Annotated in this window: 19 protein-coding genes; 11 read left to right on the forward strand and 8 right to left on the reverse strand. The window is 63.1% G+C overall.

The window, feature by feature from the left end:
- Nucleotides 1-341: 341 nt before the first annotated feature.
- The 6 genes from SJ05684_RS25355 to SJ05684_RS25380 all read right to left on the reverse strand — a co-directional run bounded on the left by SJ05684_RS25355 (nt 342) and on the right by SJ05684_RS25380 (nt 7,119).
- Nucleotides 342-1,646 (reverse strand): Gfo/Idh/MocA family protein, encoded by a 1,305-nt coding sequence (locus SJ05684_RS25355; RefSeq protein WP_034856699.1) that lies wholly within the window; start codon nt 1,644-1,646, stop codon nt 342-344.
- A gap of 78 nt (nt 1,647-1,724) precedes the next feature.
- Nucleotides 1,725-2,549, reverse strand: coding sequence for a sugar phosphate isomerase/epimerase family protein (locus SJ05684_RS25360; RefSeq protein ID WP_034856701.1), 825 nt, complete (start codon nt 2,547-2,549; stop codon nt 1,725-1,727).
- A gap of 18 nt (nt 2,550-2,567) precedes the next feature.
- Nucleotides 2,568-3,989: an enolase C-terminal domain-like protein gene (locus SJ05684_RS25365; RefSeq protein WP_034856702.1), complete on the reverse strand. Its 1,422-nt coding sequence runs from the start codon at nt 3,987-3,989 to the stop codon at nt 2,568-2,570.
- Nucleotides 3,990-3,998: 9 nt separating this feature from the next.
- Nucleotides 3,999-5,162, reverse strand: a complete 1,164-nt coding sequence (locus tag SJ05684_RS25370; RefSeq protein WP_034856704.1) for a dihydrodipicolinate synthase family protein — start codon at nt 5,160-5,162, stop codon at nt 3,999-4,001.
- 4 nt (nt 5,163-5,166) lie between these two features.
- The gene (locus SJ05684_RS25375) at nt 5,167-6,315 is read right to left on the reverse strand and encodes a Gfo/Idh/MocA family protein (RefSeq protein WP_034856706.1); all 1,149 of its coding nucleotides are present in this window, start codon (nt 6,313-6,315) and stop codon (nt 5,167-5,169) included.
- Nucleotides 6,316-6,438: 123 nt separating this feature from the next.
- Nucleotides 6,439-7,119, reverse strand: coding sequence for a TetR/AcrR family transcriptional regulator (locus SJ05684_RS25380; protein WP_034856708.1), 681 nt, complete (start codon nt 7,117-7,119; stop codon nt 6,439-6,441).
- Between the two features lie 206 nt (nt 7,120-7,325).
- Between SJ05684_RS25380 and SJ05684_RS25385 the strand changes: the two genes are divergently transcribed.
- The 6 genes from SJ05684_RS25385 to SJ05684_RS25410 all read left to right on the forward strand — a co-directional run bounded on the left by SJ05684_RS25385 (nt 7,326) and on the right by SJ05684_RS25410 (nt 13,715).
- Nucleotides 7,326-8,612, forward strand: a complete 1,287-nt coding sequence (locus SJ05684_RS25385) for an ABC transporter substrate-binding protein (RefSeq protein ID WP_034856710.1) — start codon at nt 7,326-7,328, stop codon at nt 8,610-8,612.
- A gap of 5 nt (nt 8,613-8,617) precedes the next feature.
- Entirely contained in the window at nt 8,618-9,574 is a 957-nt protein-coding gene (locus SJ05684_RS25390) for a carbohydrate ABC transporter permease (protein ID WP_095694383.1), read from the forward strand.
- Nucleotides 9,567-10,454 carry a carbohydrate ABC transporter permease gene (locus tag SJ05684_RS25395; protein ID WP_034856713.1) on the forward strand — a complete coding sequence of 296 codons (888 nt, stop codon included), beginning with the start codon at nt 9,567-9,569 and terminating at the stop codon, nt 10,452-10,454. Before SJ05684_RS25390 ends, SJ05684_RS25395 begins: the two co-directional genes overlap by 8 nt.
- 18 nt (nt 10,455-10,472) lie before the next feature.
- On the forward strand, nt 10,473-11,489 hold the full coding sequence (locus SJ05684_RS25400) for a Gfo/Idh/MocA family protein (protein WP_034856715.1): 1,017 nt from the start codon (nt 10,473-10,475) through the stop codon (nt 11,487-11,489).
- A gap of 1 nt (nt 11,490) precedes the next feature.
- A complete protein-coding gene (locus SJ05684_RS25405) occupies nt 11,491-12,564 on the forward strand; it encodes a Gfo/Idh/MocA family protein (protein WP_034856717.1) in 1,074 nt (357 codons plus the stop codon).
- Nucleotides 12,565-12,638: 74 nt separating this feature from the next.
- Complete coding sequence (locus SJ05684_RS25410) at nt 12,639-13,715, forward strand: ABC transporter ATP-binding protein (protein WP_034856719.1); 1,077 nt, start codon at nt 12,639-12,641, stop codon at nt 13,713-13,715.
- A gap of 110 nt (nt 13,716-13,825) precedes the next feature.
- On the opposite strand, the gene SJ05684_RS25415 is transcribed toward SJ05684_RS25410, so the two are convergent.
- Nucleotides 13,826-14,704, reverse strand: coding sequence for a LysR family transcriptional regulator (locus tag SJ05684_RS25415; protein WP_034856721.1), 879 nt, complete (start codon nt 14,702-14,704; stop codon nt 13,826-13,828).
- Between the two features lie 128 nt (nt 14,705-14,832).
- Between SJ05684_RS25415 and SJ05684_RS25420 the strand changes: the two genes are divergently transcribed.
- From SJ05684_RS25420 to SJ05684_RS25435, 4 genes are all read left to right on the forward strand, one after another.
- A complete protein-coding gene (locus SJ05684_RS25420) occupies nt 14,833-15,540 on the forward strand; it encodes a glutathione S-transferase family protein (RefSeq protein WP_034856723.1) in 708 nt (235 codons plus the stop codon).
- Between the two features lie 288 nt (nt 15,541-15,828).
- Nucleotides 15,829-16,302, forward strand: coding sequence for a carboxymuconolactone decarboxylase family protein (locus SJ05684_RS25425; protein WP_034856725.1), 474 nt, complete (start codon nt 15,829-15,831; stop codon nt 16,300-16,302).
- A complete protein-coding gene (locus SJ05684_RS25430) occupies nt 16,302-17,159 on the forward strand; it encodes a sigma-70 family RNA polymerase sigma factor (RefSeq protein WP_034856727.1) in 858 nt (285 codons plus the stop codon). Before SJ05684_RS25425 ends, SJ05684_RS25430 begins: the two co-directional genes overlap by 1 nt.
- Before the next feature lie 127 nt (nt 17,160-17,286).
- Nucleotides 17,287-18,087, forward strand: a complete 801-nt coding sequence (locus tag SJ05684_RS25435) for a class I SAM-dependent methyltransferase (RefSeq protein WP_034856729.1) — start codon at nt 17,287-17,289, stop codon at nt 18,085-18,087.
- A 56-nt stretch (nt 18,088-18,143) separates the two neighbouring features.
- Here the strand turns inward: SJ05684_RS25435 and SJ05684_RS25440 are convergent, their stop codons facing one another.
- Nucleotides 18,144-19,031, reverse strand: a complete 888-nt coding sequence (locus tag SJ05684_RS25440; RefSeq protein WP_034856731.1) for an SMP-30/gluconolactonase/LRE family protein — start codon at nt 19,029-19,031, stop codon at nt 18,144-18,146.
- A gap of 152 nt (nt 19,032-19,183) precedes the next feature.
- On the opposite strand from SJ05684_RS25440, the gene SJ05684_RS25445 reads away from it, so the two are divergent.
- Entirely contained in the window at nt 19,184-20,140 is a 957-nt protein-coding gene (locus tag SJ05684_RS25445; protein WP_034856733.1) for a dihydrodipicolinate synthase family protein, read from the forward strand.
- Nucleotides 20,141-20,143 lie beyond the last annotated feature (3 nt).

The raw sequence follows: 20,143 nt of genomic DNA on the forward strand, positions 1-20,143 counted from the left end.
CGGCAGGGACTCCCTACCGTTAAACAATCGAATTTTACAGCGCCGCGTGGCGCGCGAAGGTCGCTGTCACTCTTTGAATCTGCTCATTTCCGAAAGCCGGTTTCGTTGTTCGGGCCGATACGGTGGTTGGGGAACACTTCGACCTCCTTGCAAGCCGTACCTTCTCTCGCAATACCGCGCCCCCTGCTCGTCCGCTTTTGCGATCAGCAAACAGCTATCAAGCGCATCGACGGCGACACGATTGGCCGACGTGTTTCGACGGTCGCCAGGGAAGTTCCTCACCGGCAAATACCCACTTGCATCACTTGACAGGAAACCGCCGGACCACCGGCATGCAAATGTCAGCGGCGCCCGCCAATGGTGGCTGGCGCTTCGGTGTGAGCGAACGGCCGCACCTCCCCCTCGAAAAGCTCCGGCATCAGTTCGGGAAGCCGCACGAGCTTGCCGCTGCGGGCGCTCTCAAGCGCCGCGATGCCGCATAGAACGGAGAGCGCTCCGGCCCGCGCTCCCGCCCTCTGGCCGAGCGGGTCGGTCATGCCGGGCTTTAAGATCATGTTCCGCAACCGGTCGTCGCCGCCGTAATGGCCGCCGGGCGAGTGCGGCACCGTGATGCGCTCGAACGCCGGACCGCCCTTCGCGAAATTGCGTATCAGCAGGATGACGTCTTCGGGCGGCGTCTCCCAGGGCTGGTCTTCGTACTGGCGCAGTTCGATCCGGCCCTTGGTGCCGTTGAAGGCGATATGGTGTCCTTCGATCGGCTGGAAGGTGTTGAGCGAATAGGAGACGTGGACGTCGTTGCGATAGCGAAGATTGGCGACCATCGTGTCGGGGATGTCGATATTTTCGCGGAAGACGCAGCCGTCGCGGAAATAGCCGTCGATCGCGGAAGGCTGCTCGTAGAGCGCGTCGAGGAAGGGATCGGCGGCGAGGTCGAGGAAAAAATCACAGTCTTGCTTGTGCGGACAGAGCTTGCAGCGGGGGCCACGGAACGGCCCCTTGCGCCCGTACATCTGCAGGTCGGCGAAGGCGGAGACCGTGTCAGGCTCGCTGTCGAGATACCAGTTCAGGAGATCGAAATGGTGCGTTGCCTTGTGCACGAAGAGACTGCCGGAACGCTCTGCGTAGGCATGCCAACGGCGGAAATAATCGGCACCATGCTCCGTGTCGAGATACCAGTGAAAATCGACGGAGGTGACGCGGCCGATCTCGCCGGCGTCGAGCAGTTGCTTGATGCGCGCCGCGGTCGGCGCGAAGCGGTAGTTGAAGGAGACGTCGACGCGCCGGCCGGTGCGTTTCTCGGCGTCGAGAATGCGGCGGATCTTGTCCACCGTCGTGGCCATCGGTTTCTCGGTGATGACGTCGGCGCCGGATTCGAGCGCCTTGACGACGATCTCGTCATGGGTGTCATCCGGGGTGCAGACGATCACCAGGTCCGGCTGCGCCTCGGCAAGCATCGCGTCGACATCGCCATAGATCGGCGCGTTGCTCGCGATCATGGTGCGCGCGCGCTCAGCGCGCAGGGGATTGGTATCGGCTATGGCGACGAGGTCGACGAAACCGCGCCATCCGGCGAGAAGCTCCCTTCCCCACATCGTGGTGCCACGATTGCCGGTTCCGACCAGTGCAAAACGACGTTTGTTGTCCATCTTTCCTCACGCAATTCTGTCCGAAGTAGAGCCGCGACTGGGTGATGCAATGCGTAACCGACGCGGGCGCGCGAAATTTCAACAGCAGCTTCGATAGCGTTCGACGCATGTGGTGATCACCTCGTCGGCCGGACGCTTCCACCAGTTCTCGGCCGAGAAGATCTCCACCTCTTGCGCCCCATGGAAGCCTGCCGCCTCGATCCGGTGCCGGATGCCCTTGAGATCGATGACGCCGTCGCCCATCATGCCGCGATCCGTCAGCATGTCCCTCGTCGGCGCCAGCCAGTCGCAGATGTGGTGCGCGAAGATCGCCTTCATCGCGCCGGCCCGGGCGATCTGATTGGCGAGATCGGGATCCCACCAGACGTGATAGACATCGATCGCCACGCCGACACCGGGGCCGAGCGCCTCGCACATGTCGAGCGCCTGGCGAAGCGTGTTCACGCAGGCCCTGTCGGCGGCATACATCGGATGCAGCGGCTCGATCGCCAGGGGCACGCCCGCTGCGCGCGCATGTGGCAAGAGGGCGGCGATCCCCTCCTCGACCATCCGGCGGGCGCCATCAATGTCCTTCGATGCACCGGGCAAGCCGCCGACGACGAGCACGAGGCAATCCGCGCCGAGCGTCGCCGCCTCGTCGATGGCACGCCTGTTGTCGTCGAGCGCCTTTTCCCTGCCCGCCGCCTCGACTGCTGGGAAGAAGCCCCCGCGGCAGAGGCCCGTGAGCTTGAGGCCGTTGGCACTCACGATGCGCGCGGCTTCCTCGAGGCCGGTTGCGGCCACTTGGTCGCGCCAGGGCGCGATCGCCGTGATCCCATGCTTCAGGCATATTTCGACGGCTTCGGCGAAGCCGCATTGCGCGCGCACGGTCGCCAGATTGATGGAAAGGCCCTCGACGTGCATTTCCTCTCCTCCCCCTTCTCATGAGCTTCTAACCATTGCCGACCAGTCCGGCTCGACGAAGGAACCAAGGCCGATCGCGCCAAGGGCGCTGACGAAGCGGACCTCGCCCGCCCGGATCGCAAGCCGGGCGCGGCCGCGCGCGTTTTCGTAAAGATCGCCATGCGCAGCGAGATAGGCGGCCTGCTCATCCAAAGGCGCGCCCGCCATGCCATCCACATAATGATGGCCGTTGCGCTCGACATGGCCGGCGCCGACGAGGGCCGCGAGCACGAGGTCCTGCTGCAGGCCGGTCCCGGCTTGCGTCGTCAGGTCCTCGGCGGACATGAAGTAGCGGGCGGTGCCTTCCTCCGCATTCCACTTCTCGATGCGGGCACGATTGATCAGCGAACGGTAGAAACCTTTGCAGGATTTCGAAGAAATGCCGGCATAACCGAGCTCACGGGCGCGCGGAAATGCGCCCACGTCCCCGTCGGACTCGTCGATCTCGAGCGGGATGCGCTCGGCGAGCGCCGCAACCGAGGTTGAGAGCGCGGCATTGCGTGCGATCGGCTGTTCGAAGAACTGGATGGAACCACGCAGCCTCTTCAGGCGCGGATCCCTGTCGACCCGGTCGAGAAAATCCGCAACCGCGTCTGCACTCTCGAACTGCTCGTTTCCATCGAGCGTGGCCTGATAGGCGTCAAGCCGGGCGCCGAGCAGCCAGGCGATGGAAGCCAGCCGTTCCACATCCGCATCCGGACTGCCCGAAACTTTGATCTTGAAGTGGCGGTGTCCATAGGCGGCAATCACCTCGTCCAGCGCCTGCGGCAGGCCGTCATCGCGCCGCTGCTCTTGATCGAGCTCGGCCGCCCGCAGCACGTCGGCAAGGCCGATCGTATGGCGTACGGAAAGCGTCGGCACAGGCGCGAGCTGCGAGAGGAAGCGCACAAGATCGAAGCCCGCGAGGTCGGGCGCGGTGGCAGCGGTGATCCCAAGGAGGTTGGCAGCAACTGCTTTCGCCGCGCTCACCCCCTTCAGCCGGCAAAGCGCGTCAATGACGGCGCGATCGACGAGCGCCAGTCCATAGGAAGCGACAAGGGGGGGGAGGCCATGCCTTGCCGCCGCCCAATGGTGGTCCGCCTCGGCTGTCGCATGTAGGCCGAAAGCGGTGTTTGCCGGCAAGGATTTGAGCCCTTCGACCGCAAGCCGCAGCGAGGCGCGAAGCTGGTCGACATTGTCGTCCGGCGAAAGGGCCGGATTCTTGTCGAACCATTTCGGCATCATCATCTCGGCCGCCCAGCCTGCGGCGGAGCGGCCCTGCTCATCGGCGATCCGCACCCGCACGAAGGCCTGGGGCGCGCACTCGACACGCGCCGACCCGAAGCGGAACGGAAAACGGAAATCGACCGGGCGCTCGAAAAGCGCCGCCTCGATGAGGCTGATGCGAGGAGCGTCGCCCATGACCGCGCCTTACTCGACGCCATGGACGGCGAGCACGCGCCGCATGCGCGAAATCGCAAGCTCCGGATCCGCAAGCACGCCCGCCTTGTCCGCGAGCCGGAAGAGTTCGGAAAGATGCGCGAGCGAGCGGGCGCTCTGCTGGCCGCCGATCATCACGAAGTGGTCCTGCAGGCCGTTGAGATAGGCGAGGAAGACGACGCCCGTCTTGTAGAAGCGTGTCGGCGCCTTGAAGATATGTCGCGACAACGGCACCGTCGGCTCGAGCAGTTTGAAGAACGCGCCGTTCCGCCCTTCGCCGAGCGCCTGCAACGATGCGGAAGCGACCGGCGCGATCGCGTCGAAGATGCCGAGCAACGCGTCCGAATGCCCCTGCTCGTCGCCGGCGATAAGCTCCGCATAGTTGAAATCGTCGCCGGTATACATGCGCACGCCCTGCGGCAACTGCCGCCGCATGACGATTTCCTTCTCCTTCGAGAGAAGCGAGATCTTGATGCCGTCGACCTTCACGGCATGGGCCTCGATCACTTGAAGACAGGTTCTCATCGCCTCCATATGATCGGCGCCACCCCAATAGCCTTCGAGCGCCGGATCGAACATTTCGCCGAGCCAATGGATGATCACCGGCTCCTTCACCTGCGAGAGGATGCGGTCGTATACGCGGACATAGTCGTCCGGGCTCCTTGCCGCGGCAGTCAGCGCCCGGCTCGCCATCAGGATGATGCGGCCGCCCTCCGCCTCGATGGCCTCGATCTGGCTTTCATAGGCCTTGATGACGTCGTCGATGGTGACATCCGGGCCGGGTGCCAGATGGTCCGTGCCCGCACCGCAGGCAATCAGCGCGCCCGGCCGGCCGCGCGCTTCGGCAAGCGCCCGGCGGATGAGCTCGCGCGCCTCCGGCCAGCCAAGGCCCATGCCGCGCTGGGCCGTGTCCATGGCTTCTGCGACTCCGAGCCCGAGATCCCAGAGACGATGGCGAAAGGCGAGCGTGCGCTCCCAATCGATTGCCGGCATCAGCCAAGGGTCGTTGTCGGCCAGAGGATCGGCGACCACATGCGCCGCGGCGAAGGCAACCCGCGGGAAGGCCGCTGCGTCGCGCTTCTGGAACGGAACCGGCCGGCCGCTGAGTTCGTAGGAGACGAGCCTGTCTTCAAGTGGGAGATCGAGGCGCGCCATCGCTTCAGAACTCCAGTTCCGGAACGTCGAGCCAGCGGCGCTCGGACCAGGATTTCAGCCCCAGCTCGGCAAGCTGCACACCCTTGGCGCCCGCTTCCAGCCCATAGGGCCATGGGCCATCCTCGGCCACATGGCGCAGGAACATCTCCCATTGCGACTTGAAGCCGTTGTCGAAGTCTTGCGTGTCCGGCACTTCGTCCCAGGTCTTGTAGAAATCGATCGTCTGCGGCTGATCCGGGTTCCAGACCGGCTTCGGCGTATTGACGCGGTGCTGGGTCCAGCATTTGGTGAGGCCTGCGACCGCCGAACCGTGCGTGCCGTCGACCTGGAAGGTGACGAGATCGTCGCGACGCACGCGAACCGCCCAGGAGGAATTGATCTGGGCGATCACGCCGCCCTCGAGCTCGAACGTCGCATAGGCGGCGTCGTCGGTATCGCAATCATAGGCGCCGCCCTGCTCGTCGATTCGGGTCGGGATATGGGTCGCACCAAGGCAGGAGACGGACTTCACCTCGCCGAAGAGGTTGTCGAGCACGTAGCGCCAGTGGCAGAGCATGTCGAGGATGATGCCGCCGCCGTCCTTTTTGCGGTAGTTCCAGGAGGGGCGCTGTGCGGGCACGCCCCAATCGCCCTCGAACACCCAGTAGCCGAATTCGCCCCGCACCGAGAGGATCTTGCCGAAGAACCCCGAATCCCTGAGAAGGGCCAGCTTGCGCAGTCCGGGCAGGAACAGCTTGTCCTGCACCACCCCGTGCTTCAGACCCGAAGCGCGGGCCTTGCGCGCAAGCTTCACCGCCGTTTTGAGATCATCCGAGATCGGCTTCTCGCAATAGACATGCTTGCCGGCGTCTAGCGCCCGGCCGATCAGCTCGGCGCGCATCAGCGTCGTGCCGGCATCGAAGAATATCTGGTTCTCCGGATCGGCAAGCACCGCGTCGAGATCGCTCGACCACCGTTGAATGTTGTGCCGCTTCGCCAACTGTCCGATCTTGTCAGGGTTGCGGCCGACGATGATCGGATCGATCTCCAACCGTTCCCCGGAAGCAAGCGTGACGCCGCCCCGATCGCGGATCGCCAGAATGGAGCGCACCAGATGCTGGTTATAGCCCATGCGGCCAGTAACGCCGTGCAGAATAATCCCCAAACGCGGCATGCGATCTCCTCCCTGCCAGACCTTTTCGGAAGTGGACCAGCCCTCCCGAGCCAGTAACTAAACGGTTACTTTGTGGCAGAGGGACAGCGTACTTGTCAACATAAAAAACGACATGTCAGCAATTCAGCGGCGGATCGATGACAGCGTCACGTGCACGATATGCCGCTTCCAGGCCTCGAGACTGGCCCCGTCCGCGAGGTCTCGGCCGAAAATCGTAGCGAGCGTATACTGGTTCGAGAGGTAAAAATAGCCGAGCGCAGCAATCGTCAGATAGACATTCAGCGGGTCGATGTCCGTGCGGAAAAGCCCCTTCGCCTTGCCGCGGTCGAGCAACTCGGCGAGCTTGTCGATGAAATTCGAATGCAGCTCCTTGAGCCGCGTCGACTGCCGGAGCCAACGGGCGCGATGCAGGTTCTCCGTGCCGAGCAGGCTCAGGAATTCCGGATGGTCGAGGAAGTAGCGCCAGGTGAACATAGCGAGCTCCGCGACGCCCTGCTCTGGATCCACGTCGCTGAAATGCAATGATTTTTCTGCCGTGCGGATGCCGATATAGGCCTCCTCGAGCACGGCGAGATAGAGCTGCTCCTTGTCGCCGAAGTAATGATAGAGCATTCGCTTGTTCGTGCCCGCCCGCTCGGCGATGGCATCGACACGCGCGCCGCCGATGCCGTTTTCCGCAAACTCCTTGGTTGCCGCCGCAAGAATGGAGGCGCGCGTCCGCTCGGGATCGCGCTGCGCCGAGCGCTCCGCCGCTCCGCCGCTACTGCCTTTTTTGCCCCGGCCGCTCGACTGCACCTTGTCCATCACACGCCTCCCGCATCCCCACCCGGAGGCACCCGATGCGATGTTGTAATTTTTTCTTACAAGATAACGACACTTCGCCGCACAACTGCTTGACAGCGTCGCTGTCTGCTCATAATTTGTAACCAATTAGTTATTTAATGCAAGAGGACGATGTAACGAAACCACGAGCGGAACGTTGTGGAGGCGCTCCCGAGGGAGGAGGAACAATGACAATGCGCATGACGAGACGGAACTTGCTCGCGGGAGGGGCGGCACTTCTTTCCTATTCCATGCTCGCTTCGAGCGCGCTTTCGCAAGAAGGCCGCCTGCGGGTGCTCTGGTGGGGCTCGCAGGCCCGCGCCGACCGCACAAACAAGGTCAATCAGCTCTTTCAGTCCGAAAATCAGGGAGTCTCGATCAACGGAGAGTTCCTGGGCTGGAGTGACTACTGGCCGCGCCTTGCGACCCAGGTCGCCGGGCGCAACGCGCCGGACGTCATCCAGATGGACTATCGCTACATCGTCGAATATGCGCGGCGCGGTGCACTCGCTCCACTCGACGATTATCTCGGCTCGACGCTGAACGTCGAGGATTTCGACAAGGTGCAGATCGAGGGTGGAAGCGTAGACGGCAAACTCTACGGCATCAGCCTCGGCGCGAACTCGGCGGCGATGATGGTCAATGCCGTCGCCTTCGAGGAGGCCGGCGTCGATCTGCCGACGCCCAACACCACCTGGGACGACATGGCGCGCATCGGCGCCGAGATCACCAAAGCCGGCAAGCGCAAGGGCTTCTACGGCATCGCCGACGGCAGCGGTGTCGAGCCGCTCTTCGAGAACTGGCTGCGCCAGCGCGGCAAAGCGCTCTTCACCGCGGACGGCAAGATCGCCTATGACGCCAACGATGCCGCCGAGTGGTTCGCCATGTGGACTGCCATGCGCGAGGCTGAGGCCTGCGTGCCGCCCGACATTCAGGCCCTCGACCAGTACACCGTCGAGACGAGTCCGTTGTCGCTCGGCAAGGCGGCAGCCTCCTATGCCCATTCCAACCAGTTCGTCGCCTACCAGGGCGTCAACAAGGACAAGCTGGCGCTCAACAACTTTCCGCTGATCGGCAAGGATGCCAAGGGCGGACATTATCGCAAGCCGTCGATGTTCTTCTCGGTTTCGGCGCAGACCCAGGATCCGGAGCTCGGAGCGAAATACGTCAACTTCTTCGTCAAAGATCCCAAGGCCGCCGAGATCCTTGGCGTCGAGCGGGGCGTACCGGAGTCCGCAGCCGTGCGGGAGCAACTGGCGCCGACACTCGACGAACTCGGCCGCGCCATGCTCGACTATGTGTCCGGACTTGGCGCGCTTGCCGGCGCCCTGCCGCCGCCGCCGCCCTCCGGCGCCGGCGAAGCGGAATTCGCGCTGCGTACCGTTGCCGAGCAGGTGGGCTTCGGCCAGCTCGATGCGAAGCAGGGCGGCGAGACGCTGGTGAACGAGGTCTCTCAGATCCTGTCGCGAGGCTGAAGGACATGGCCGCCGTGCAGGATTCCACCGTAGCCGTCGGTGCGGGCGCCAATGCGCGCCCGACCGCTCAGGGCCGCTTGGCCAGCATCTGGACGAAACATGGCGCCGGCTACATGTTCCTGTTGCCATGGCTCGTCGGCTTCTTCGGGCTGACGCTTGGGCCTGCCGTCGCATCCTTCTATCTCTCCTTCACGAATTTCGACCTGATCCGCTCTTCGGAGTGGGTCGGGACGGCCAATTACGTCCGCATCGCCACGGCCGACCCGAAATTCGCCGCGGCAATCAAGGTCACCTTTCTCTATGTCGTCCTTTCGGTGCCCTTCAAACTCGCCTTCGCGCTCCTGGTGGCCATTCTTCTCAATCGCGGTATCAAGGGGCTTACGGTCTATCGCGCGATCTTCTATCTGCCGTCGCTGCTCGGCGGCAGCGTCGCCATCGCCGTCCTCTGGCGTCAACTCTTTGCCGGCGACGGGCTGATAAACAGCCTGCTCGCGCAATTCGGCATCGAGGGTCCAAGCTGGATATCCCATCCGGACTATTCGCTCTGGACGCTCGTGGTCTTGAGCGTCTGGCAGTTCGGCTCGCCGATGATCATCTTTCTTGCGGGCCTTCGCCAGATCCCGACGGATATGTACGAAGCCGCCAGCCTCGATGGGGCATCGAAGTTCCGGCAGTTCTACAAGATCACTCTGCCCCTGCTCACCCCCGTCATCTTCTTCAACGCGGTGGTGCAGACGATCGAGGCCTTCAAAGCCTTCACACCGGCGTTCATCATCTCCGGCGGCACCGGCGGCCCGATCAATTCGACGCTCTTCTACACGCTCTATCTCTACCAGGAAGCCTTCGGCAATTTCCGTATGGGTTACGCTTCGGCGCTCGCCTGGATCCTCGTGCTGATCATTGGCCTGTTCACGGCCTTCTCGTTCCTGACCTCACGTTACTGGGTGCACTACGATGACTGATGCGACCATGAGCACGGGAACGGCACCGCCTCCGGCAACGATCGGCCGCCGCGGACCTCTCGCTTCGCTGCTCGTCCATACGGCTCTCATCGCCGCGTCGATCGCCATGCTCTATCCGCTGCTGTGGATGGTCTCGGCTTCGGTCAGGCCGGAAGACGAGATCTTTTCATCCACTTCGCTCTGGCCGTCCGCGGTGGATATTTCCTCCTATATACGCGGCTGGTTCGGGCTCGACGTCAGTTTCGGGCGCTTCTTCTGGAATTCGCTCGTCATCGCCGTCCTAACGGTGATCGGCAACGTGATCGCCTGTTCGCTTGCGGCCTATGCGTTTGCCCGGCTGCGCTTTGCCGGACGCAATTTCTGGTTCGCGATCATGTTGGGGACGTTGATGATCCCCTATCACGTGACGCTCATCCCGCAATATGTGCTCTTCCTCGACCTCGGCTGGGTCAACACGATCCTGCCGCTGGTAGTACCGAAGTTTCTCGCAAGCGACGCCTTCTTCATCTTCCTGATGGTGCAGTTCTTCCGCGGCATTCCGCGCGAGCTCGACGAGGCAGCGATGATGGACGGCTGCGGCCCCTGGAGAATCTACTGGAAGATCATGCTGCCGCTGTCACTGCCGGTCCTGGCGACGGCCGCGATCTTCTCCTTCATCTGGACCTGGGACGATTTCTTCGGACCGCTGATCTACCTGAACGACATGAACACCTACACGATCCAACTCGGCCTCCGGACCTTCGTGGACTCGAGCAGCACCTCCGACTGGGGCGGCCTCTTCGCCATGTCGACGCTGTCGCTCGTGCCGGTGTTCTTCTTCTTCCTGTTCTTCCAGCGCCTTCTTATCGAAGGCATCGCCACCACCGGCATGAAGCGCTAGCGACGGAGAGGGACCCCCATGACCGAATTGCGCTTCGCCGCCGTCGGCCTCAACCATAACCATATCTACGGGCAGGTGAATTGCCTGCTTCGTGCCGGCGCCAAGCTCGTCGGCTTCCATGAGAGGGACGATGCACTGGCGGCGGAGTTCACTGCCGCCTATGGCGACGCGCCCCGCATCGCCACGCTCGAGCAGATCCTCGAGGATGAAAGCATCGGCCTCATCACGTCTGCCGCAGTTTCATCGCAGCGGGCGGAGCTCGCGATCAGCGCCATGCGTCACGGCAAGGACGTGCTCGTCGACAAGCCCGGAATGACGAGCATCGACCAGCTCGCCAAGGTTCGCCGGGCGCAGGCCGAGACGGGCCGGATCTTCTCGATCCTCTATTCCGAGCATTTCGAGAGCCCGGCAACGGTGAAAGCGGGAGAGCTCGTTGCCGCCGGCGCGATCGGGGAGGTCGTGCATCTCGTCGGCCTCGGGCCGCACCGGCTGCGCAAGGAGACCCGACCAGACTGGTTCTTCCGCCGGTCCGACTATGGCGGCATCCTCGCCGACATCGCCTCGCACCAGTGCGAGCAGTTCCTCTTCTTCACGCAGGCCAGTGACGCGACCATCCTGTCGGCAAGCGTCGGCAATCGCAGCGTTCCCGACGCGCCGGAGCTGCAGGACACGGGCAATGTCCACCTCTCGACGGGGCGCGCCACCGGCATGATCCATGTGAACTGGCTGACCCCTGACGGCATGCCGACCTGGGGCGACGGCCGGCTTTTCATCGTCGGCACCACCGGCACTATCGAGGTTCGCAAGACTGTCGATCTTGCCGGGCGTGCGGGCGGTAACCACCTGCTTCTCGCCAACCGAAAGGGCGTCGAGCATATCGACTGCGCCGACATCGAGCTGCCCTTCGGCCGGCAGCTCATTGCCGATATTCGAGACAGAACCGAAACCGCAATGCCGCAGGACCGCTGCTTCAAGGCCATGGAGCTGGCCCTTCAAGCGCAGGCGATCGCAGAGCGAACCGAGGAAAAGAGCTGACATGAGCGTGAAAACAGTCGCCGTCATAGGCTGCGGCATCGGACGATCGCATATCGTCGAGGGCTACGTACCCCACCCGGACAGATTCCGCGTCAAGGCCATATGCGACCTGAACGAGGAGCGGCTGCAGACCATTGGTGACGAGTTCGGCATCGAGCAGCGCACAACCTCGTTCAAGGAGCTGCTGGCCGACGAGAGCATCGACATCATCGATATCTGCACCCCGCCCGGCCTTCACCTGGAACAGGTCCTCGATGCGCTCGCCGCCGGCAAACATGTGGTCTGTGAGAAGCCGCTGACCGGATCGCTGAAAGGCGTCGACCGGATCATCGAGGCGGAAAAGCATGCGCGCGGCGCACTGATGCCGATCTTTCAGTATCGCTATGGCGACGGCATCGAGAAGGCGAAACGGATCGTCGAGGCCGGCATAGCGGGCAAGCCCTATGTCGGGTCGGTCGAGACCTTCTGGCTGCGCACCGGCGAATATTACTCGGTCCCCTGGCGCGGCAAATGGGAGACGGAGCTTGGCGGGGTGCTGGTGACGCATGCGCTGCACCTGCACGACATGATGCTGAACCTCATGGGCCCCGTCGCAAAGGTCTTTGGGCGGGTGGCGACGCGGGTCAACGACATCGAGGTCGAGGATTGCGCATCGGCGAGCCTTCTTATGCAGAACGGCGCCTTGGTGTCGCTTTCCTGCACGCTCGGTTCGCAGGAGCAGATCAGCCGGCTGCGACTGCACTTCGAGAACGTCACCTTCGAAAGCAGCCATGGCGCTTACACCCCTGGCAAGGACCCCTGGAAGATCATCGCCGCAAACGATGCCGTTCAGGCAAGGATCGACGAGGTGATCGGCGATTGGCAGCCGGTCGCCCCGCGGTTTACCACCCAGATGGCGCACTTCCATGATTTCCTGTGCGGCAAGGGGCCGCTCCCGGTCACGACCAAAGACGCAAGGCGGGCGATCGAGCTTGTCACCGCCATTTATCAGTCCTCTGACAGCGGAGAGGAGATAGCCCTGCCGGTCGGACCGGAGAGCCCCAAATATGCCACCTGGCGCGCGAGGACGAGATAGAGCGGGATAGAAGAGGCGGTTTCCGCCCCATCCCGCAATGATGTAGGCGGCGAAGCCGCAGGGAGGATTTGCAAATGGCAACCAGCGTCGTTCTTCAAAAGGTCGAAAAGCGCTACGGCGCCCTTGACGTGATCCACGGCATCGACCTGACGATCGACCCCGGCGAATTCGCCGTCTTCGTCGGACCGTCCGGCTGCGGCAAGTCGACCCTCTTGCGCATGATTGCCGGGCTTGAGGAGATTTCCGGCGGAACGCTGCTCCTCGACAACGACCGGATGAACGAGGTGGCGCCGGCCAAGCGCGGAATCGCCATGGTGTTCCAATCCTATGCGCTCTACCCGCATATGTCGGTCTACAAAAACCTCGCCTTCGGTCTCGAAACCGCCGGTTACAAGAGAGCGGAGATCGAACCGAAGGTGCGCCGCGCCGCCGAGATCCTGCAGATCGAGAAGCTACTCGAGCGCAAACCAAAGGCGCTTTCCGGCGGCCAGCGCCAGCGCGTTGCGATCGGCCGCGCGATCGTGCGCGAGCCGCGCATCTTCCTCTTCGACGAACCGCTGTCCAACCTCGACGCGGAACTGCGCGTTCAGATGCGGGTCGAGATCTCGCGCCTTCACCGTGATCTCGGCAACACCATGATCTACGTGACCCACGACCAGGTGGAAGCCATGACCATGGCAGACAAGATCGTGGTCCTGAATTCCGGCCGCATCGAACAGGTCGGCGCACCGCTCGACCTCTACAACAATCCTGTCAATCGCTTCGTCGCCGGGTTCATCGGCAGCCCGAAGATGAACTTCCTCAAGGCACGCATCGCCGCTGTTGCCGAAGCGGAAACGGCAATCGAGGTCTGCGGCGGCACCATCCGCCTGCCCCGCCGGTTGAATGCGATGCCCGGCGAAGAGGTCAGCTTCGGCATCCGGCCGGAGCATCTCTCCGCGCGCGACAGCGGCCTCGAGCTTGCCACGATCAACATCGAGCTCGTGGAAAATCTCGGCGGCGAGACGATGCTCTACGGCATCACACCGGACAACCAGCAGATCACGGTCGCACTCGACGGCCAACAGAAAGTGGAGCGCGGCACCAATCTCCCGGTCTATTTCGATCCTGGCCGCTGCCACGTGTTCGGCGGGGACGGCAAAGCGATGTAGAGGCAGCTGGGCTGCCTACAACGACGCTTTGCTATTCGCCGCGGAACCTTGGTTGGCGACGTTTCGCTTCCTCGATCAACTTCAACGGCGCGCTCCTGCCCATGGACAGGTCAGGTTTTCGTCAAAAAGTCGACGACCGCGCGGACTGCGGGCAATTGCCCGCGCCGGTGCGGCGTCAGGATCGTCGTGGTGATCGTTCCTTCCGTCCAGTCCGGTAGCAGATGGACCAGTTCGCCCCGGTCAAGATCTGGACTCGCGATCGTCTCCGGCAGACGGACTATTCCGAGGCCCGCTCTTGCGGCCCGCAGCAATACCCCCGCCTCATCGGCGCTGAGGCAGGCGCGCGGAGAAACCCGCGCCTCTTCTCCCGTCTCGCTGCGAAGGCGCCAAACGTTTGAGCTCGGCCCCGCATTGACGCCGGTGTGGTCCGCAAGCTCCAGCGGAGACTGTGGCGTGCCGTGCTCTGACACGTAGTCGCGCGATGCGACGAGAATGATCCGCTCGACCGACATGCGTCTTTGCATCAGCCCGGAGTCGGGCAGGGGCGCCATGTGGCTCCGGATCGCGATGTCGAAGCCTTCGTGGATGAGATCGACGAAACGATCGGTGACGTGAATGTCCAGATGTATCCTGGGATATTCCCTCGTCAGCGCCGCGAGCCGTTCGGCAAGCTGGAACTGCGCAACCGGCACCGAAGTCGTAATCCTGACCCTGCCGGCCGGCTCTGCCAACCGCCGCCGCACGACCTCTTCGGCTGCTTCAGCCTCGATGAGAGCGGCCCGCGCATGTTCATAGAACTCCCGCCCCACCTCCGTCAGGGTGAAGCTGCGGGATGTTCGGTGAATGAGCCGAGCGCCGAGCTCGACCTCCAGTTCGGCCACTCGCTTGCTGATGGTCGATTTTGGTGCGCCGATCATGCGGGCGGCCGCGGTAAAACCGCCGCTGTCCACCGCACGTACGAATAATTGAAGGTCATTGAGGTTCAACATAGCTCCAACGTCCATATTGGTAGACTTTAAGGTGCGATCTTACCCACTACAGCTGCAAAGTCTACATAAGCTATGGTTCGAGCCGTCAAGGGCCTAAGCGATGCCCGACCTAAAGCATGGAGACTAAAATGGAACCCACCCTCTTCTACGGTGTCCCCTCGGGCTGCTCGTTCGGCTCGATCGTGGCTCTGGAATGGCTCGGCGAACCGTACCGCCTGTCGCGCATCGACATGCCGGGCGATGTCACGAGCGAGGCTTATCGGCGCGTCAACCCGGTCGCGGAGACGCCGTCGCTGATGACCGACGATGGCACGGTCATCACCGAGAGCATGGCCATCCTCAATCATCTCGGGGCACGCGGCATCGGTAAGCGGCTGGGCTTCCCGCAAGGCACCGCCGAGTTCGATCGTCTCAATCAGATCCTGGCATACCTCAATACCAGCCTGTTCAGTGGCTTTGCGCCTTTGTGGTACGCGCTGGAACACGATATGCCGGGGGCCGCGAAGGATGCGCTGCGTGCTTACGGCGCCTCCAGCCTCGCCAAGGTCCACGCCCATCTCGAGAGAATGATTGAAGGAAAGGACTGGCTGCTGGGCGACCAGCGCAGCCTGGCCGATGCCTACTTCATTGGTATTGCACGATGGACGAACTATCACGACGTTCTCGACCGCAGAGACTATCCCTCGGTCCAGCGGCTCTACGAAAAGCTGGAGAACGATCCGGGGGTACGCTTCGCCCATGCCATCGAGCGCGGCGAAGCGGCTGAATCCAGCGGCGGCTTCATGGGCGAGGTCACGCTCGAGGAGGCTCTAAGCCTGCACAGGCAGGCCGCCTGATCCATCGGCCGGTGCCACCGCGCCACAAGCCCTTTAATGACTTGTGGCGTCCGCGCGTCCTTACGGACGTACAAGGACGCTGCAAGTCATCGAACCACGCCAGCTGTGCAGGCGCCGGGTTACCGGTGCCTCACAGCGTAGATTATCCCGAAAATAGCCTGCGCGAATTGGATCGAGCAGCGCAGATAGGATAAGCCCGGCCGCGATGACGGAAAAAATCCGTGCGGATGTCACAACGGCAGGTCCTGTCTCGTCATGATGGCGTAACCAACAAGAGGAAAGCAAATCATGACCGCCAAACTCGATCCATTTACCGCTGCACCTTCCCTCATGAAGAGCTGGGCCGGCACCTCGGTCGCCGTCGCTTCAAGCCTAGAACCGTCCCTCATCGAACTCGTCAAGATCCGCGCGTCGCAGATCAACGGCTGCGCCAATTGCATAAACATGCATACTGTCGAGGCGCGTGCTAAAGGTGAGACCGAACAGCGAATCTACCTGCTTTCGGCCTGGCGCGAGGCGCCCTGCTATACCGATCGCGAACGCGCCGCGCTCGCCTGGACGGAAGCGCTGACGCGCCTTTCGGAAGGACATGCGCATGAGAGTGCCTATCAGACCTTAAAGGATCAGTTCAGCGAAGAGGAGCAGGTGAAGCTCACGCTCATGATCAATGTCATCAATGGCTGGAACCGCATTGCGATCGGATTCGGTCTGTGGGTCGATTCGGCTCTGGCAGCAAAGACCGCCGCCAAGGCGGTCGCCTAATGGCAGGCGCGGCGAACAACGACGCAGCGGCGAGTTTCGACCCGCTGCGTCCAAAGCTGATCCGCGTTGCCTATCGCATGCTGGGTTCCGTGGCCGACGCCGAGGACATGGTGCAGGAGGCCTTCATCCGCTGGATGGGGGCCGACCGCACCGCCGTGCGCGAGCCCGAGGCCTTCCTGCGTCGCACTGTCACCCGGCTTTGCCTCGATCAGCTCAAATCAGCGCGCCGCCAGCGCGAGACCTATATCGGCCCCTGGCTTCCCGATCCGATCGTTGAGGAGCAGGAGGAGGACGACGTCACCTTGCCGCTGATGCTTGCGCTTGAACGCCTCTCGCCACTCGAACGTGCAGCCTTCCTGCTGCATGACGTATTCGGACTGGGCTTCGATGAGGTCGCCGCAACCATCCGGCGCGACCCAGCTGCCTGCCGCCAGTTGGCGACCCGCGCGCGCACCCACGTCCGCGAGGCGCGGCCGCGCTTCCGTGTCGAGAAGGAGCGCGGACTCGAGCTCGCCGCGGCCTTCTTCGCCGCCTCGCGCAGCGGCGACATGAAAGCCCTCGGCGCGATGCTGGCGGCCGACGTCAGTGTCCATGCCGACGGCGGCGGCAAGCGCTCAGCTGCATTGCGACCGCTGATCGGCTTCGATGAAGTGATGAAAGTGCAGACGCATCTCGCCACGCTGTTCAAGGTGCATGGCTCGAAACTCGTTCGGACCGGCTTCATCAACGGCCTGCCCGGCTTCATCACACTGGAAGCCGACGGTGAATTCCAGACGACCGCACTCGAAATCGAGGACGGCAAGGTCACCGCGGTCTATATCGTGCGAAATCCGGACAAGCTGCGGCACCTGCACTAGCTTACCTGCCGTCCGAGGGCAAAGTCATCCCATGGCAAGTAAATGCTTTGCCCGCTCCTTGGCAGCCAGAGTTATTGGCAGACGGCACTTACAGGACTAGCATACGCGCGAGCGCATGGAGGCTACGATGACCTCAAGTTTCAATGTCCACGACGCGGCCGGCTATGAGCAGCTCATGGGCCGATGGAGCAGCAGGCTCGCGCCGCTGTTCATCGATTTCGCAGGACTTGCCGACGGCGAAAAGGTCCTTGATGTGGGCTGCGGCACCGGCAGCCTGACCTTCGCGCTCGCCGAGACTGCGGACCTCGCCGAGATCGCCGCCGTCGATTATTCGCCCGTCTTCGTCGAGGCGGCAGCGCGGCGCAACAGCGACCGGCGCATAAAAATCCGGCAGGCGGATGCCTGTGCCTTGCCCTTCGATGATGGCACGTTCGACCGCGCCCTGGCGCTGCTTGTGCTCCATTTCGTGCCGGAGGCCGGCCGGGCTGTCGCCGAAATGTGCCGGGTCGCCCGGCCGGGCGGCGTGGTCGCGGCAGCCGTATGGGATCACTTCGGCGGCATGCCCGGCATGCGCATGATGGTCGATACAGTAGCGGCACTCAGCGAAGGCGGGCGCCAGCTGCGGGAGCGCTATTGTTGGCAGCCGATGATGCAGCCGGGCGAAATGAAGCGGACCTTCGTCGAGCAGGGCCTTTCGGGCGTTGAGGAAACTCAGCTGATGATCCGCATGGACTACCAAAGTTTCGACGACTACTGGGCGCCGGTTGCCGCGGGCGAAGGGCCGCTCGGCAAATATGTGATCAATCTTGACGCCTCGGAGCGGGCGCGCGTCGATGCCGCCGTACGCGACGCCTACCAAGCCGGCCGAGCCGACGGACCGAGGTCATTTGCGAATATCGCCTGGGCCTGCCGAGGTGCAGTTCCCTGATCGGCAGGCAGTTCGCTCTCGGTCCCTTCCGTGAGCCTACGCGCAGCCATCGACGCTCAGAGCCGGCGATCGTCGAAGCGCCGGATGGGGACGCCGGCGACAGGACTGCGCGCGGCGAAAATGCCGCCGGCCCGGCTCTCTTCTCGGATGCCGGCCGGACGTAGCGATGTGACGAAGAGAATCTTGAGCTCCGGCCCTGCAAAGCAGGGCATTGTTGGCGCCGATACCGGAACCGGCTGCGCCTTCACCAATCGGCCTTCGGCGGTGAAGCAGTTGAGCACACCCGCAGAAACCCCGGCGCTCCAGTAGTTGCCCTCGACATCGATCGCCGCCCCGTCCGGCCGTCCGGTTGTCTCGTCAGGAACGGCGATCCGCCGGCGGCCCGACATCGCGCCCGTCTCGGGTTCGAACCGCCAGCGGTCGATCCAAGGGGCGCGGGAATCGGAATGGAACAGGACGGAGCCGTCAGCGCTCCAGGCAAGGCCGTTGGAACAGATGATCTCCTGTACCTTTCGCTCGACTGCGCCGCTCGGCAAAACACGATAGAGCGATGCGACCGGCCGCCGTTCAGCGGTGACGTCATGCATGGTCCCGACCCAGAAGGCGCCATCCGGCCCGACCTTGCCGTCATTCAGCCGAGTGTCCGGCCTTTCCGGTTCGATCGCGGCGATCTGGCGGACGATAGCGCCGCTGTCCGGATCGAACAAAACGACGCGATCGCGTCCGGCGACAATGAGACAGCCGGATTGCGCCAGTCCAAGGCTGCAGGCGCCGTTCTCGCAGGTCCATGCAACGTGATTGCCGCCGGAAAGATCCGCACGGTGGACCGCGCTTCGGCCGATATCGACGAAGAAGAGGCAGTTGCGGCGATCGTCGTAGACCGGACTTTCGGCCACCGCACAGCGCAGGTCCAGAACGCATTCAAATGTTAGATCATTAGACATGTTCTCTCCGGATATGAGGGGATTCTCTGCAGCAAAGCCGATGAGATTAAGCGATTGTCGGTCGATTTCGGCCCACTTTCTCTCCTAACATCGCACTTGCTCTAGCTCAACTTGTAAACTAACAATACAAGAAACTTGCAAAGGAGATTTCCATGAAGACGAGCCCGGTAGATGTCTCCGACCTCAGCGCTTCCGTCCTCTCCGTGCCGCCGCTGGCGCGGAACCAGCACGGCGAGCCGAGCGAGGCGGAGAACCGAAGGCAAGTGGATTGGCTGCGCTCCGGAGGCGTCACCACCTATCTCTATGGCGGCAACGCCAATCTCTATAATTTCGGCGTCGCCGCCTTCGGTCACCTGCTGGACATGCTCGAGGCGATCGCACCGGTCGATGGCTGGATGGTTCCCTCGATCGGCGCCGATTTCGGCAAGGCGGCTGAACAGGCCGCGATGCTGCGCAATCGGGCCTTCCCCACCGCAATGCTGCTGCCGCTCGCTTTTCCGGCTACTCCCGCGGGGCTTGCCTCGGGCATCGCGCGACTTGCCGATATCAGCGCGCGGCCGCTGATCGCCTATGTCAAGAATGACGGCTTTCTCGACGCCGCCGATATTGCGCGCCTCTTCCGCGACGGTGCGATCGCCGCCGTGAAATACGCCGTCGTACGTCGGGATCCGAAGAACGATCCCTACCTTGCGGCCATCCTCGATGCCGTCGGCTCCGGCGAGCACATCGTCAGCGGCATCGGCGAACGCCCGGCAATCGACCATCTGGAGTTGGGTCTTGCAGGCTTCACATCCGGTTCGGTCTGCATCGCTCCGCACCTTTCGACGGCGATCCTTGCGGCCTGCCGCGAAAACCGATTTGCCGATGCGAGGGGCATTCGCGAGCTTTTCCTGCCGCTCGAAGACCTGCGCGACAAGCATTCGCCGATCCGCGTTCTGCATGAAGCGGTCCGGCTTGCCGGAATCTGCGAAACGGGACCGATCGGCGAATTCCTTTCCAACCTTGACGGCCCCGAACGGCTCGACGCCATCGCCAAAGCAGCGCGGGCCCTGAAGGCGAGGAGCGAAGCGGCGACCGGCACAGCCGGAGCGCTCGCGGTGAATGGCTGAAAT

Source organism: Sinorhizobium sojae CCBAU 05684 (assembly GCF_002288525.1).
In the GTDB taxonomy this organism is placed as follows: domain Bacteria; phylum Pseudomonadota; class Alphaproteobacteria; order Rhizobiales; family Rhizobiaceae; genus Sinorhizobium; species Sinorhizobium sojae.

Excerpts from the sequence above, each read along its gene's own strand:
- SJ05684_RS25355 (WP_034856699.1), bottom strand. The coding sequence starts at position 1,646 with ATGGACAACAAACGTCGTTTTGCACTGGTCGGAACCGGCAATCGTGGC.
- SJ05684_RS25360 (WP_034856701.1), bottom strand. The coding sequence starts at position 2,549 with ATGCACGTCGAGGGCCTTTCCATCAATCTGGCGACCGTGCGCGCGCAA.
- SJ05684_RS25365 (WP_034856702.1), bottom strand. The coding sequence starts at position 3,989 with ATGGGCGACGCTCCTCGCATCAGCCTCATCGAGGCGGCGCTTTTCGAG.
- SJ05684_RS25370 (WP_034856704.1), bottom strand. The coding sequence starts at position 5,162 with ATGGCGCGCCTCGATCTCCCACTTGAAGACAGGCTCGTCTCCTACGAA.
- SJ05684_RS25375 (WP_034856706.1), bottom strand. The coding sequence starts at position 6,315 with ATGCCGCGTTTGGGGATTATTCTGCACGGCGTTACTGGCCGCATGGGC.
- SJ05684_RS25380 (WP_034856708.1), bottom strand. The coding sequence starts at position 7,119 with ATGGACAAGGTGCAGTCGAGCGGCCGGGGCAAAAAAGGCAGTAGCGGC.
- SJ05684_RS25385 (WP_034856710.1), top strand. The coding sequence starts at position 7,326 with ATGACAATGCGCATGACGAGACGGAACTTGCTCGCGGGAGGGGCGGCA.
- SJ05684_RS25390 (WP_095694383.1), top strand. The coding sequence starts at position 8,618 with ATGGCCGCCGTGCAGGATTCCACCGTAGCCGTCGGTGCGGGCGCCAAT.
- SJ05684_RS25395 (WP_034856713.1), top strand. The coding sequence starts at position 9,567 with ATGACTGATGCGACCATGAGCACGGGAACGGCACCGCCTCCGGCAACG.
- SJ05684_RS25400 (WP_034856715.1), top strand. The coding sequence starts at position 10,473 with ATGACCGAATTGCGCTTCGCCGCCGTCGGCCTCAACCATAACCATATC.
- SJ05684_RS25405 (WP_034856717.1), top strand. The coding sequence starts at position 11,491 with ATGAGCGTGAAAACAGTCGCCGTCATAGGCTGCGGCATCGGACGATCG.
- SJ05684_RS25410 (WP_034856719.1), top strand. The coding sequence starts at position 12,639 with ATGGCAACCAGCGTCGTTCTTCAAAAGGTCGAAAAGCGCTACGGCGCC.
- SJ05684_RS25415 (WP_034856721.1), bottom strand. The coding sequence starts at position 14,704 with ATGTTGAACCTCAATGACCTTCAATTATTCGTACGTGCGGTGGACAGC.
- SJ05684_RS25420 (WP_034856723.1), top strand. The coding sequence starts at position 14,833 with ATGGAACCCACCCTCTTCTACGGTGTCCCCTCGGGCTGCTCGTTCGGC.
- SJ05684_RS25425 (WP_034856725.1), top strand. The coding sequence starts at position 15,829 with ATGACCGCCAAACTCGATCCATTTACCGCTGCACCTTCCCTCATGAAG.
- SJ05684_RS25430 (WP_034856727.1), top strand. The coding sequence starts at position 16,302 with ATGGCAGGCGCGGCGAACAACGACGCAGCGGCGAGTTTCGACCCGCTG.
- SJ05684_RS25435 (WP_034856729.1), top strand. The coding sequence starts at position 17,287 with ATGACCTCAAGTTTCAATGTCCACGACGCGGCCGGCTATGAGCAGCTC.
- SJ05684_RS25440 (WP_034856731.1), bottom strand. The coding sequence starts at position 19,031 with ATGTCTAATGATCTAACATTTGAATGCGTTCTGGACCTGCGCTGTGCG.
- SJ05684_RS25445 (WP_034856733.1), top strand. The coding sequence starts at position 19,184 with ATGAAGACGAGCCCGGTAGATGTCTCCGACCTCAGCGCTTCCGTCCTC.